13 protein-coding genes are annotated in these 13,376 nt (G+C 35.8%); 7 read left to right on the forward strand and 6 right to left on the reverse strand.

Features of this window, described 5'->3' with window-relative positions:
- Positions 1-2: 2 nt before the first annotated feature.
- The 4 genes from AC6ER8_RS04400 to AC6ER8_RS04415 all read right to left on the reverse strand — a co-directional run bounded on the left by AC6ER8_RS04400 (position 3) and on the right by AC6ER8_RS04415 (position 2,879).
- Entirely contained in the window at positions 3-215 is a 213-nt protein-coding gene (locus tag AC6ER8_RS04400) for a DUF3126 family protein (RefSeq protein WP_208440890.1), read from the reverse strand.
- 567 nt (positions 216-782) lie between these two features.
- Positions 783-1,556, reverse strand: a complete 774-nt coding sequence (locus AC6ER8_RS04405; protein ID WP_497077568.1) for an alpha/beta fold hydrolase — start codon at positions 1,554-1,556, stop codon at positions 783-785.
- Positions 1,553-2,065 carry a DUF192 domain-containing protein gene (locus tag AC6ER8_RS04410; RefSeq protein WP_497077569.1) on the reverse strand — a complete coding sequence of 171 codons (513 nt, stop codon included), beginning with the start codon at positions 2,063-2,065 and terminating at the stop codon, positions 1,553-1,555. Before AC6ER8_RS04410 ends, AC6ER8_RS04405 begins: the two co-directional genes overlap by 4 nt.
- A gap of 238 nt (positions 2,066-2,303) precedes the next feature.
- Complete coding sequence (locus AC6ER8_RS04415; RefSeq protein ID WP_497077570.1) at positions 2,304-2,879, reverse strand: cold-shock protein; 576 nt, start codon at positions 2,877-2,879, stop codon at positions 2,304-2,306.
- A gap of 315 nt (positions 2,880-3,194) precedes the next feature.
- Between AC6ER8_RS04415 and AC6ER8_RS04420 the strand changes: the two genes are divergently transcribed.
- From AC6ER8_RS04420 to AC6ER8_RS04450, 7 genes are all read left to right on the forward strand, one after another.
- Positions 3,195-4,328 carry an ABC transporter substrate-binding protein gene (locus AC6ER8_RS04420; RefSeq protein ID WP_497077571.1) on the forward strand — a complete coding sequence of 378 codons (1,134 nt, stop codon included), beginning with the start codon at positions 3,195-3,197 and terminating at the stop codon, positions 4,326-4,328.
- 114 nt (positions 4,329-4,442) lie between these two features.
- Positions 4,443-5,519, forward strand: a complete 1,077-nt coding sequence (locus AC6ER8_RS04425) for a branched-chain amino acid ABC transporter permease (RefSeq protein WP_497077572.1) — start codon at positions 4,443-4,445, stop codon at positions 5,517-5,519.
- Complete coding sequence (locus tag AC6ER8_RS04430; protein WP_497077573.1) at positions 5,519-6,577, forward strand: branched-chain amino acid ABC transporter permease; 1,059 nt, start codon at positions 5,519-5,521, stop codon at positions 6,575-6,577. The genes AC6ER8_RS04425 and AC6ER8_RS04430 overlap by 1 nt, the downstream gene beginning before the upstream one ends.
- On the forward strand, positions 6,574-7,356 hold the full coding sequence (locus AC6ER8_RS04435) for an ABC transporter ATP-binding protein (RefSeq protein WP_497077574.1): 783 nt from the start codon (positions 6,574-6,576) through the stop codon (positions 7,354-7,356). Before AC6ER8_RS04430 ends, AC6ER8_RS04435 begins: the two co-directional genes overlap by 4 nt.
- Entirely contained in the window at positions 7,343-8,053 is a 711-nt protein-coding gene (locus AC6ER8_RS04440) for an ABC transporter ATP-binding protein (RefSeq protein ID WP_497077575.1), read from the forward strand. Before AC6ER8_RS04435 ends, AC6ER8_RS04440 begins: the two co-directional genes overlap by 14 nt.
- 583 nt (positions 8,054-8,636) lie before the next feature.
- Complete coding sequence (locus tag AC6ER8_RS04445) at positions 8,637-8,972, forward strand: radical SAM protein (protein ID WP_497077576.1); 336 nt, start codon at positions 8,637-8,639, stop codon at positions 8,970-8,972.
- Between the two features lie 404 nt (positions 8,973-9,376).
- Positions 9,377-11,161, forward strand: a complete 1,785-nt coding sequence (locus AC6ER8_RS04450) for an MFS transporter (RefSeq protein WP_497077577.1) — start codon at positions 9,377-9,379, stop codon at positions 11,159-11,161.
- A gap of 350 nt (positions 11,162-11,511) precedes the next feature.
- Here the strand turns inward: AC6ER8_RS04450 and gatA are convergent, their stop codons facing one another.
- Positions 11,512-12,996, reverse strand: a complete 1,485-nt coding sequence (gene gatA, locus AC6ER8_RS04455; RefSeq protein ID WP_497077578.1) for an Asp-tRNA(Asn)/Glu-tRNA(Gln) amidotransferase subunit GatA — start codon at positions 12,994-12,996, stop codon at positions 11,512-11,514.
- A 31-nt stretch (positions 12,997-13,027) separates the two neighbouring features.
- Entirely contained in the window at positions 13,028-13,315 is a 288-nt protein-coding gene (gatC, locus tag AC6ER8_RS04460) for an Asp-tRNA(Asn)/Glu-tRNA(Gln) amidotransferase subunit GatC (protein ID WP_497077579.1), read from the reverse strand.
- Between the last annotated feature and the right edge of the window lie 61 nt (positions 13,316-13,376).

A 13,376-nucleotide genomic window follows, 5' to 3' on the forward strand; every position in this document is an offset into this window, starting at 1 on the left:
AATCAATTTTCTAAATCAATATCCAATATAGCCATTGAAAAATTATAGGACAGCTCGTCTTCATCTTCATCTCGATAGATAATGCCTAAAAATTCATCCCCCATATAAACCTCACAAGAATCATCCTTTTTAGGTCGTGCTCTAACTTGCAATGCTGAGTTTTGGAATGTATTTTTTAAATAATTATCAAGTTTTTTTATTTCATCAGCATTCACTATGCTCTCCTGTTTTTTGAGACAATTAAAATAATTGCGTGTCGCTAAAATAATTGCGTGTCGCGCGAATAAGACACCCCTCTGATTCTGTAAAGCTAGTAAAAAAGCTTAATCTGAATATTTTCTTAATATTACATATATTTACAGTTCTTTCTTTATATCTTCATAAAGAACTTTTATAAAAGGAGTCTATCATTATTAAATATACCCGTATAGATAAAAAGATGGCAGAAAACTGTATATTTTGAAGAATTTTACTTTGTATCCAATTTTAGCATCTGCATTTGTGATACATATTGGTAAGAAAAATTAATTAACCCTTTATAATTTTGTCCTTTCTATAAAAAATTAAACTAATCATAACTTTTTATTTAAAACTGCATTTTTAAATAAAAAATATTATTATAAGATTCAGGGAATATACAAAATAAGCAAACAAGAGTTTATTTCTCTTCCTACTTTTGTATAAAAATTTACGCCAGAATAGAAAATTTTTTACATAAGTTTTTCAGTTTATATGCAATAAAGAATGAGTATTCTAGTAAATACTAAAATCTACAAAAATTCTTATTTTATAGGGTAACGCGAAAGAAAATCGATCACACCTTTTTTATAAACTTTATCGCCTACAGCAAGCATATGATCTCGATTAGGAATCGATAAAGCTTCACCACAAGGCAACAAGGCTGCTAATGGTTCTGCAGCACCGCCAATCTCATCTAATGAACCAACGGCAACAAGTGCAGGTTGTTTAATTTTATAAACTTCAGATGCTGTTAACTCTTGTTTTGATGTGATAACACACGCAGCCAGAGCACGTCTATCGCTTTTTGTTTGATCAGCAAATTTACGGAACATTAAACCACGCGGATTAGTAATAGTAGAGGGATCTTCCGCTAAAAGAGCTTCAGCAACTGGTTCCCAATTTCCTGCTCCTGTTACCATACCAATCCCTAAACCACCAAAAATAACGCTGTTTACATATGTTGGATGCAAAAGAGCCATAAAAGCACTAATACGAGCTCCCATAGAATATCCCATAACATGGGCTTTAGATAACTCTAAATACTGTAATAGTCTTACTGCGTCGTTTGCCATAGCTTGAGGTGTATAAAAGTTAGGATCATAACTTTTAACTGAATCCCCGTGACCACGATTATCTAGTGCAATAACGCGATATCCTGCTTCAGTAAGAATACGAAACCAACCCGTTGCATACCAATTTACCCGCGCAGAAGATCCAAAACCGTGGATCAATAAAATAGGCGCCCCTTGCCCTTCTTCTCGATAAGCAAATCGCAAACCATCATATTCAAAAAAACGAAGATCTTCAGCTGTCATTTTTTATTGCACTCTCCACAAAGAACAGGATGAATAACACGCTGCCCTTTTTGTATCTGTTTTTCAGAAACTTCACCAGCATTAATCTCAAGAGCAAAAGCAGCGGGAACGCCCGATGAAATAGTCTTTTTTGAAAATGGAGAAGTGTTTTCAATAATCGATACAATAATCCCTTCAGAGTTTAAAAAAATCATATCTAAGGGTAAAGGTGTATTGGCCATCCACATAAAAAACTGTTGTTCATCTCCCGATTGATCGTTTTTTTGCTGCTTAAAGAGCATGGCGCGATCACGTGGGAAATCAGTCCGATACATTAAACCAGCTGCTGCTTGAGAGGGCGTAAAAGCAAGCTCTACCTTATAAGAAACCGTACCGTGCTTTGTGTGTATTTCTAAAGGAATTGGATGAATAGGAATCTCTATAGGCTCTTTTGCGACACCAATACGCATTTCTAACATACAAAGTATTGTCAATAAAATAATATGCCCTTTTTTAAAAGGCTTTAACATTCTCGTCTCCACCATAGAAATTTTTTTAATTTTGTTTCTAAAATAAAAAACACCAGCATTTAAAAGCCCAAAAAACAAGAGAGCTGTTCCTTTATTTAGAATATGCACATTTTTTCATTTACTTTATAAGTTTGTGAGAGCCATAACAAGAACACTTCTCTAGCTATTTACGCAATAGCTCCCCTTTTAAAATACAGAAAAATACTGATTTTACTTGTAAAGTTCAATGTGCAACGATTTAATGTGTCGCAAAAGGAAAGCCTATATCCGGATAAATTTCTGCTGTCATTAAACCTTTTTCCCCTTTACCAAAACGGACAAGAACAACTTGTCCTGAACGAAGCTCTGCCAAACCAAAACGGCGCAACGTTTCCATATGAATAAAAATATCTTCTGTGCCCTGCCCACGGCTAAGAAAACCGAAACCTTTATCACGATTAAACCATTTAACAATGGCACGTTCTAGTCCACTTTCTGGCGTAACAACAACATGCGTACGGGCTGGAACTTCCGATGGATGAACCGCTGAAGAACAATCGATGGATTTCACCTGAACGCACTTTAACCCTCGTTCCGTTTTTTCTACAGCACAAATAATTTTAGCACCCTCCAAAGCTGTTTGAAAACCATCCCTTCGCATCACTGTAACATGTAATAATATATCGGGGAAATTAGGTAAATCAGGTACAATAAATCCATAGCCCTTACTACCATCAAACCACTTAATGACACCACTGATTTCGATAATCTCCCCACAAGTACCTACACTCTCCTTAGATAGGGAAAAATCCTTTAATGCATCCTTACTCGTCATAATAACGTGATCCTGTAGCTTATAAATTGCACGATATTGATTCTCTAGGCTTAAGTAAACATTGCTCTTGTATCAACACGCAAGCCCCAAGATAAGATTTCCCCATATTGTCGTGTCACTTGAAGAATATTTATAAAAAATATTTACAAAACTATTTGATTGTATGCTTTACATATCTTAAAAGGGATGCCCTACAAAAAAGGTCATATAAAAAGGTTTTTCACATAATGATATTTTCATGAATGTGTAACTTGCATGATGAAGAAGTTCAATATAAGGTGCAAAAACGAAAATTCAATTCAAGGAAAATGCGCAATGCAATTGAGAAAAGTCCTTACGGCAATCACAGCTTTTATGGCATTTACAACAAATATTTATGCGAGTGAACCTATCAAAATTGGTGTTTATCTTCCATTAAGTGGTCAAAATGCCTTTGGAGGTCAGCTTGAAATTCGAGGTATCGAATTAGCTCATAAACAAGTTCCAGAAATTTTGGGACGTAAAGTGGAACTTGTTATCATTGATAATAAGTCTGATAAAGTAGAAGCAGCCAATGCTGTTATGCGTTTAACAGCAAGTGAAAAGGTCAGTGGAATCATTGGTAGCTATGGTTCTTCACTTTCATTGGCGGGTGGTGAAATATCTGAAAAAGCACAGACTCCAACCATTGCAACGTCTTCGACGAGTCCTCTTGTTACGCAGGGTAAAAAATATTATTTCCGCGCTTGCTTTATTGATTCTTATCAAGGGAAAGGAATTGCAACTTATGTAAGCCAGACTTTACATGCAAAAAAAGCTGCTATTCTTAAAGATATTTCAAGCGATTATGCTATTGGTCTTTCAAGTTACTTTACGCGTGCGTTCAAAAAATTAGGTGGTGAAGTTATCGCAAATTTAAATTATAATTCTGGAGATCAGGATTTTTCAGCAGTTCTTACGCAAATTATTGCGCAAAAGCCTGATATTTTATTCATCCCATCTTACTTTTCTGAAGGCGCCATTATTATGAAACAAGCGCGTGAATTAGGAGCAAAGTTTCTAATTATGGGCGGGGATGCCATGGATAATCCAGAAACCATTACGATTGCAGGAAGTGCAGCAGAAGGGTTCCTACATACGACACTTCCCTATAGTGAAGATATGCCAAATATGTCAGAAGCTGCACAAGAATTCACTAAAGAATGGAAAAAAGCTTATCCTGATAAAGAGCCCAATATTAATTCCGTTTTGGGATACACAAGTTATATGATGTTCATGAAGGCGATTGAAAATGCTGGTAGTGCTGATCGTGAAAAAATTACGATTGCATTGAGCCAATTAAAAGACTTTCCAACGCCCTTTGGCGATATGTCAATGGATGAAAATCATAACCCTAAAATTCCTATTGGTATTATTAAAATACAGGATGGAAAACGTGTTTATTTAGAAGAAGTTAAGCCTGCTTTTTAATTTAAGGCTTGTACTTATTAAGATATAAGAATTGGTTGAGGATCTTTTTCTCAACCAAAAACTTAAGAATTTATTATTATCCTATGTAAATTAACAGATGTGGAAGGATGAGAGATGAGCACTGAAATGTTCATCCAGTATTTTTTTAATGCACTGGCATTGGGGTCTCTTTATGGGCTCATCGCTATTGGATACACCATGGTCTATGGTATACTGAGACTGATTAACTTTGCTCACGGTGATATCTTTATGCTGGGAGCCTACTTTGTTTTCTTTTCCACAATTAGCTTTATGCCTGCTTGGGCTGCACTTCTTCTTTTGTTTCTTGCTGCCCTTATTTATTATTCAGTCTTTATAGGATTCAAAAGGCGCCCTCCAATTTATTGGATTGCTGTTTTTTTAATTCTTGTGTTAGGGTTTATTTATTATTTTAAAATTTCTCCACAAGATTTTACCCCTATCTGGGTGTTAGCTCTTTGTTTTTCGATTTTTATTACAAGTGCAGTGGGGATTATTATTGATCAACTTGCTTATAAACCTCTACGCCATGCGCCGCGTATTTCGGCACTGATCGGTGCAATCGGTGTTTCTTTTTTTATTGAAAATCTGTCTACTGTGCTCTTTAGTGGTGTTCCCAAAGGTGTCAAACAACCAGATTTTTTGGTAACACCATTTTTATGGCATATAGGTTCAGGAACAGAGGGTATCATTAGAATTGCTCCCATGTCTCTGATTGTTCCCATTGTGTCATTGATTCTTATTGTCTTACTGCTATGGATTATCCACAAAACAAAACCGGGTCTTGCTATGCGTGCAATTTCTCATGATATTGAAACGACGCGTTTGATGGGCGTTTCTGTCAATAAGGTTATTGCCTTTACATTTGGGATAGGTTCAGCACTTGCCGCTATAGCAGGAATTATGTGGTCTTTACGTTATCCTCAAATTCAGCCTTATATGGGCATTCTTCCTGGTCTCAAAGCCTTTATCGCTGCGGTTATTGGAGGTATTGGCTCTATACCAGGAGCAATGTTGGGAGGATTGTTATTAGGGTTTATTGAAATTATGATTATCGCATTTTTTCCCGCGTTATCTGGGTATCGAGATGCTTTCGCTTTCATTTTATTGATTCTGATTTTATTGGTATTGCCCACGGGATTAATGGGTAAAAAAAGTCAGGAGAAAATCTAATGGCTAAGTCAGCGACAATTCTTTTATCGTGTATCAGTATTTTTCTTCTTATCGTTTTTTTATTCTATGCGGATAATCATTTTAATGACTATACACTCCGTATCATAAATCTGATCGCTATTAATGCGATTTTGGCAATTTCGCTTAATTTGATTTACGGCTTTACAGGTATGTTTTCCCTTGGACATGCCGGTTTTATGGCTATTGGTGCTTATGTCTGTGCAATTTTACTTCTGTCTCCAGAACAAAAAGAGATGATGTGGATTCTTGAGCCTATTGCTGAACCATTATCCCATTTGCAACTCCCTTTTTTTATTGCTGTTATTGTCAGTGGTTTGTGTGCTGCAGTTATTGGTTTATTGATTGCGTTGCCAATATTGCGTCTTGGTGGAGATTATCTTGGAATTGCAACATTGGGTTTTGCAGAAATTATTCGCATTGTTATTACAAACGCAACATCACTCACAAATGGCTCTTTGGGAATCAAAGGGATTCCTCAAGAGGCGACATTATGGTGGAATTATGGTTGGTTAGCATTTACAGTTCTCTTTATTGTCCTCTTACTGAAAAGCAATACTGGCAACGTATTACGCGCTATTCGTGATGATGAAATCGCTGCAAAAACCATGGGCGTGAATGCTTTTTTCTACCGTAGTTTTTCCTTTACTATTGGAGCGTTTTTTGCAGGGATAGGTGGTGCATTGATGGCTGCTCTTATTTCAACTATTGATCCCAAAATGTTTAATTTTCTTCTCACTTTTAATATTTTGATGATTGTTGTTGCTGGTGGTCTTGGTTCAATTACAGGAAGTATTATTGGTAGTATTATTATTACAGTTATGCTGGAATGGCTTCGTATTATTGAAAGTCCGTTTGATTTAGGTTTTATACATATTCCAGAAACACCAGGACTTCGCATGGTTGTTTTCTCACTTTTATTGCTGGTAATTATCTTGTTTTGGAGAAAAGGGTTGATGGGACAACATGAATTCTCATGGAATGGAATTTATAGTTTTTTGACACGCAAAAAGCTTTCTAAGACTGAGGGAGAGCTATGAACGACACTCTTCTTTCACTCAATAATATTGTGATGCGTTTTGGCGGATTGGTTGCTGTCAATAATATTAATATAGGCATTAAACGAGGAAGTATTACTGGATTAATTGGTCCTAATGGCGCTGGAAAAACAACCGTTTTTAATATGATTTCTGGATTTTATGCTCCTACAAGCGGCACCATTCTTTTTGATGAGCAAAAAATTTCTGGAGCGCCTCCTTATGTTATCTGCAGACATCATATTGCGAGAACATTTCAAAATATTCGTCTTTTTTCAGGCTTAACGGTTTTGCAGAATGTTATGGTAGGAGCGCATGTTCGACAAAAATATCCTTGGTTTTCTTCAGCTCTCTTTTTTCCAAAAGCAATAAAAGAAAAAAGAGAAGTTTATAGAAATTCTATGGAACTTCTTGAACGATTACAACTTGATCATCTTGCCAGTCATTCTGCAACAGCGCTGCCTTATGGTGTGCAGCGACGTTTAGAAATTGCACGCGCGTTAGCAACAAAGCCTAAATTGCTTCTTCTTGATGAACCTGTTGCTGGCATGAATCCACAAGAAAGTGAAGATCTTAGAAAATTCATAGCAAAAGTACAAAAAGACTTTGATCTTACAATTTTGCTTATTGAACATGATATGAAAGTGGTTATGGGGCTTTGCCAACATATTTTTGTCATGGAATATGGCTGTTGTATTGCTAATGGTACACCAGATGAAATTCGTAATAACCCTAAAGTTATTGAAGCTTATCTTGGCGGAGATGTTTATGGATATTCTTAAAATAAAAAATCTTCATGTTCATTATGGTGCCATTAAAGCGGTCCAAAATCTTTCTATGTCGATAAAGCGGGGCAGTATTGTCACTTTAATTGGAGCCAATGGTGCTGGAAAGAGCAGTATTGTACGCTCTATTACAGGACTTAATCGCTCTGTTTATGGAGAGATTAGCTATAATGGCCAATCCATTGTTAAAAAATCACCCGAAGAAATTTTGCGATTAGGGATTGCTCTTAGTCCTGAAGGGCGGCGTATTATGCCTCATCTTACTGTTTTAGAGAATCTTCATCTCGGTGCTTATATTCGTCATGATAAGCAGGGAATTTCTCGTGATATTGAATGGATATTTGATCTTTTCCCGCGCTTACGTGAAAGATCAAAACAGTTGGGAGGAACAATGTCAGGTGGGGAACAACAAATGGTTGCTGTAGGGCGCGCACTTATGAGCAACCCAGATATGGTCATATTAGATGAACCTTCGTTAGGGTTAGCCCCCCTTCTCGTTCGGGAGATTTTTTCGATTATCCGAAAAATTAATGATATGGGAAAAACTGTTCTTCTTATTGAACAAAATGCATTTGCTGCACTTTCTATCGCTGATTATGCTTATATTTTAGAGGTTGGGCATATTTTATTTCACGGTGAAGGCAAAGCTATGCTTTCTGATCCGCGTGTTAAAGAAGCCTATCTTGGTGGATAAAGGCAAGAAATTAAGAAAATAGAGCTCATCTTTTCTCCTTTAAAAAAACATTTCTCATCAGTTATAAACCATTGGTGCGAGATAGAAAAAAATAAAAAAGCAGGATAAGGGCGCAGCAGCACTCTTATCCATTGTATTATTAAGAAACAATTTAGGAGGGGAAATGTTTCGTATTAATCTCGACGAGAATAGCATAACTAGATTAAATGATTTTCAAACTATTGTGCTTAATGGTTGAGCTATAATTTTAATTGATTCAGTTTTTTTACAGAATCAGAAAATTGAAACTGTTGCGGCAAAGCTTAATGTAGAGACAGAGATTTTAGCATCAGATTTTTGAATCTTGTTAAGAGAACTAGAAAAGAATGGTTTTCTTTTAAAGAAGGAAAACTTGATTAGTGCGTCAGATTCGATTTTTGATCTTAAAAAATTATAGGTACCTGTGACACCTATTATACATATTATCCAGAATTGTAATAGCTTACCATGTGCGATTGCTGGAAGATTAAGGAAAAAAATTGGCATACTCCAGAAAGTTTAATACCCATTATTTAGAATGTTGAAAGAAAAAGGAGTTGCCTCAGTGAGGCTTTCTGGGGGAGAACCTTTAATGCATCCAAAGCTTAAAGATATTTTATTAACGTTGAATGAACTAGGTCTGCTTGTTGAATTAAATACCAATGGCATCTTATTGCATAAAAATTTATGGATTTTACAGTATGACATAAAAGAAATTGTTATTTCTATGAATTCAACGAGTGTCCAAGGATATTATGATATACGGGGAGCGAATAAATTTGATCGCGTGTGGAAAAACATTGAAACAGTTAAGAATCTTAAACCTCTGCAAAGTATAAGAATAAGAGTGACAGTTACCAAAGAGATTCTAGAAAATATTATTAATTTTATCGATTTTTGAAATAATACAAAGGATCGATCTAAGTCTTTAAGAAACAAAACTCTTCCGCCAAACGCCTCACTTTTTCATTTGAGAGATAAATTATCAAGGATAAGAATCCCCCCTCCAAATTTATATAGATAAAAAGTTCCAAGAGAAGAAAATCGCATGGACGTCACAAAATTTTGTAAATTGTATTAATTATTACTTAGGCGAAAATTCTACGTACGTTTCGTCGCCGTTAATGTGTTTATTTCCATTTTTATCCTTGGTATTGGACTATAATGGAAATTTAAAAAATTGCTTTTATTCAGAAGCTTTTGGGAATCTACTAAATTATGAGGCAATAGATTAGTCTGCTCAAAGCGTTTTAAAATCTTTGAAAGAATCTGGCGCATATAGCGGATGTCGTGGGAAGGTATTTTGTGGATAAGGTTAAGCAATTTAAGATTTATACTGTTAGCAAGTCTACTGCTCTAGTGGTTGCTGTTTTACCACTTTTTTTGTCGGAAAAACTGCATTTGTCGCAAGCGGATATTGTTTTAATCGGTAGTTATTTTTTATTGCTTCCTTTGATCTTAGAAGTCCCCTTGGGTTTATTATCAGATGTTTATGGAAGTAAGCGCGTTATTTATACTGGGCTGTTTTTCTTTCTTTGCGGTTTTTTAGCTCTTTTTATGAATTATGCATATTTTGCTTACGCCACTTATTTGTTGTGTATTACATTAGCAGCCGCTTGTTTCTCAGGTGCGGAAGATAGTTTACTCTTTTCTGTAGTACCAAAGCATCGCACACTGTTTTCCGTTAAGTCCGAAGTGGCTGCTGTTACCTATAGTGTGACAACGGTACTTATTTTTTTAGGGGGAATACTTTATTATGTGAATCCTGCATTGCCTATGATTTTTCAAGTCCTTTCATTAATTTTTGCTATTTTTATGTTTTCAAAACTGACGAAAGGATTAGATAGTTTTCATATCAATGCTCATCCGAGTATTTTCACAGTTATGTGCGCCAGCCGTAAAGAAGTAAAAAATCCTTATCGCTTCACTCTTATTTTTTTAAGTGCAGTTTCAGCTTTTGCTATTTTGGTTAATAATCGAACTGTTTCTATCGCATTTTCTGATTTTTTGCCATTTCAACCTGCTATTTTGGTTTCGATTATTTTTATCATTGGGAATTTTTTTTCAGCAAGTTCCAATATATTGTTTCAGAAGTATTTTTCAAAGTTTCAAAATCCTATTTTTCCCGTCTTAATAATTGGTTGTATGGTAACCATTGCTTTTTTTCTCATGTCATTTCAAATCATTGCGGCTCTTATATTAGGTTTTTTACTGCTATGTGTTTTTAAATCTGCTTATCGATCTTATCTGTCGTCTCTTCTTATAAATTCACTGATTGATCCCAAAGCTATCGCGACTGTTTTATCATTTACAGCCATTATTACAGCTGTTGTATCCTTTGCATTTAGTTTTTTATACGGTCATGTTTTTTCAACATTCTGGCAAGCTAATTTGTGGTTGGCAGTGATTATGGCTGTGATTTTTGGGGTGTCTGCTTTAATTATTTTTGTCAGAAAAGAAGAAATCATTTGGTTACAGCCTGAAAATGCACAATCGTCAAAACAACATTTCTTGAAACGCAAGCATCAAGAGTTTTGCTATGGGCAAATTTATCCGGAAGCATCGTGCATTAATGAAAACATCAAGGATGGCTCTTTTCGACAAAGTCTCTATCCTGCCCCAAATTTGATAACACTTTGCGATGAAGTAGTCGAATGGGAGTTTATTCGGGGTACTGTATTGAGCCAAATGGATTTGCTACATCAAAAGGCGATTATTGATCAAATCAATAAGATCTTTCAAGATCGATTAAGCAAGAATATAATCTTATCACATGGAGATTTACATCCTGATAATATCATTGTTACTCCTGATAATTCTTTTATGGTCGTGGATTGGGATTTATGTCAAGAAGCCAATCCGAAATTGGATATCTTAACATTTTTCACCAGTCCAAGATTATCTCTTAATGTAGAAGAACGGATAGACTATATTTCTCATTTGCTGTCTATATCAAAGGATGAAGCTTTACCAATGATAAAAGCGTTTGTAGCTAAAAAAATTTCTGATCTTTGTCTATACCAAAATATTTTCATGAAACAATTAGTATTGGATTATATGAACTTGAATGAGAAATTTCATGAGCGATAATATTGTAATTTGTAATGAAAATTGCAGTGCGGGCTGCAATCATTGTCCGTATTCGATGGAATGTATGGTGAGAGATGACGCGTTTCCTGAATCTTTATATACAATAAATGACATAAAATCTGATTTTATTATTCTTTCTGGTGGAGAGCCTTTTGAGCTCGATAATGATTTACTTCATAAATATACTTGTATGTGTCTCATTTGTAAAAAATATTTTCGGATTGCAACAAGGGGCACATCTATATTCAACCATATTTGAAGCTATTAAAGAGCAATCCGTTCTTTTTAGGGATACAAATAGGCACAGATGTTATTTCAGAGATAAGAAATGTTTTTGTGAAGTTTGACGATTATATCCACCATTTTTCTGCATAGAACGTTCCTGCAGCTTGTTCAATAATGTGTGCTATTTGAAAAATAACTTCTTCAGCAAAAGGTTTACCAATCAATTGTAATCCTAGGGGTAAACCATTTGATGATAGACCAGCAGGAACAGAAATTCCTGGTAACCCAGCCATATTAACGGGTACTGTAAAAATATCATTAAGGTACATTGCGACAGCATCATTTTTTATTTTTTCATCAGCAATACCAAAGGCAGGTGTTGGTGTTGCTGGTGTAAGAATAGCATCAATGCCTGAATCAAAACATTGATCAAAATCACGTTTTACAAGTGTTCTGACTTTTTGAGCTCTTAGATAACCGGCATCATAATACCCTGATGAAAGAACATACGTCCCAACCAAAATACGCCGCTTGACTTCATCACCAAAACCAACAGAGCGTGTATTTTCATACATCTCAATGATGTCTTTTCCAGGCACGCGCAAACCAAAACGAACACCATCATAACGCGCTAAATTAGAAGAGGCTTCTGCAGGAGCTATGATATAATAAGAAGGTAAAGCATATTTTGTATGGGGTAAAGAAATATCGCGTATTTCAGCGCCTGCTTCTTTTAACCAATTTATTCCTTTTTGCCAAAGTTCAATAATCTCAGAAGACATTCCATCCAGATAATATTCTTTTGGAATACCAATTTTCATTCCTTTGATTGACTGACCGAGATAACTTTCATAATCAGGAACGGGTAAATTCATGGAAGTAGAATCTTTTTCATCAAAAGAGGCCATTGATCTAAGTAAGATAGCACAATCACGAACATCTTTGGCAATAGGTCCAGCTTGATCAAGAGATGAAGCAAACGCAACAACGCCCCATCGTGAACAACGTCCATAGGTTGGCTTTATTCCTACAGTTCCTGTAAAAGCTGCTGGTTGACGTATTGAGCCACCTGTATCTGTTGCTGTTGCACCAGCACAAATTTGTGCGGCAACAGCCGCAGCCGATCCCCCCGAAGAACCACCAGGGACGAGTTGTTCATTCGAGCCTTTTTTTCTCCAAGGACTAATAACGGGACCATAATAGGATGTCTCATTAGAGGAGCCCATAGCAAACTCATCCATATTAAGTTTCCCTAACATTACGGCACCATCTTGCCATAAATTAGCCGTGACAGTTGATTCATAATGCGGTTTAAAACCATCAAGGATATTTGAACAGGCTTGCGTATGAACACCACGGGTTGCAAAAAGATCTTTAATTCCTAAGGGTATTCCTTCCAAAAGCCTCCCCTCTCCTTTTGCCAAGCGGCACTCTGATTCAGCCGCCATTTTTCTTGCTTGTTCTGCTGTTATTGCGACATAAGCATTCAAAGTTGGATTAGCCAATTCAATAGCTTTTAAATAAGCTTCTGTTAATTCCGTTGCTTTAAGCTTTTTCTTTATGAGAGCATCACGAGCTTGTGCAATTGTGAGGTTTGTTAAATCAGTCATATTGGTTCTCAAATTTCAAAAATATAAAAAGTTACTCAACAATTTTTGAGACAAGAAAAAAATTTTCTTCTGTAACAGGGGCATTGGCGACAATATCTGCTGCTTTATTGCCATCTGTAACACTATCTTCACGCATTCGTAGAGTCATCGGTATTACAGATGTTAATGGATCAATTTCATTCACATCAACTTCATTCAATTGCTCTACAAAACCTAAAACAGCATTAAATTTTTTCGTCATAGGTTCTACCTCACTATCGTGGATGGCAATCCGCGCTAAACGTGCAACCCGCTTGACGGTTTCTTGATCAACAGACATACTCTTTAGGCCTTTCTGTTTTTTATTTTATGAATTGATCTTTATTTGGCTATACAAGGCT

The sequence above is a fragment of the Bartonella sp. SL320 genome, from assembly GCF_059687635.1.

What these genes read in the sequence shown, in the direction of transcription:
- AC6ER8_RS04440 (WP_497077575.1), top strand. Translation starts at nt 7,343, where the DNA reads ATGGATATTCTTAAAATAAAAAATCTTCATGTTCATTATGGTGCCATT.
- AC6ER8_RS04410 (WP_497077569.1), bottom strand. Translation starts at nt 2,065, where the DNA reads ATGTTAAAGCCTTTTAAAAAAGGGCATATTATTTTATTGACAATACTT.
- gatA (WP_497077578.1), bottom strand. Translation starts at nt 12,996, where the DNA reads ATGACTGATTTAACAAACCTCACAATTGCACAAGCTCGTGATGCTCTC.
- AC6ER8_RS04430 (WP_497077573.1), top strand. Translation starts at nt 5,519, where the DNA reads ATGGCTAAGTCAGCGACAATTCTTTTATCGTGTATCAGTATTTTTCTT.
- gatC (WP_497077579.1), bottom strand. Translation starts at nt 13,315, where the DNA reads ATGTCTGTTGATCAAGAAACCGTCAAGCGGGTTGCACGTTTAGCGCGG.
- AC6ER8_RS04425 (WP_497077572.1), top strand. Translation starts at nt 4,443, where the DNA reads ATGAGCACTGAAATGTTCATCCAGTATTTTTTTAATGCACTGGCATTG.
- AC6ER8_RS04415 (WP_497077570.1), bottom strand. Translation starts at nt 2,879, where the DNA reads ATGACGAGTAAGGATGCATTAAAGGATTTTTCCCTATCTAAGGAGAGT.
- AC6ER8_RS04435 (WP_497077574.1), top strand. Translation starts at nt 6,574, where the DNA reads ATGAACGACACTCTTCTTTCACTCAATAATATTGTGATGCGTTTTGGC.
- AC6ER8_RS04405 (WP_497077568.1), bottom strand. Translation starts at nt 1,556, where the DNA reads ATGACAGCTGAAGATCTTCGTTTTTTTGAATATGATGGTTTGCGATTT.
- AC6ER8_RS04420 (WP_497077571.1), top strand. Translation starts at nt 3,195, where the DNA reads ATGCAATTGAGAAAAGTCCTTACGGCAATCACAGCTTTTATGGCATTT.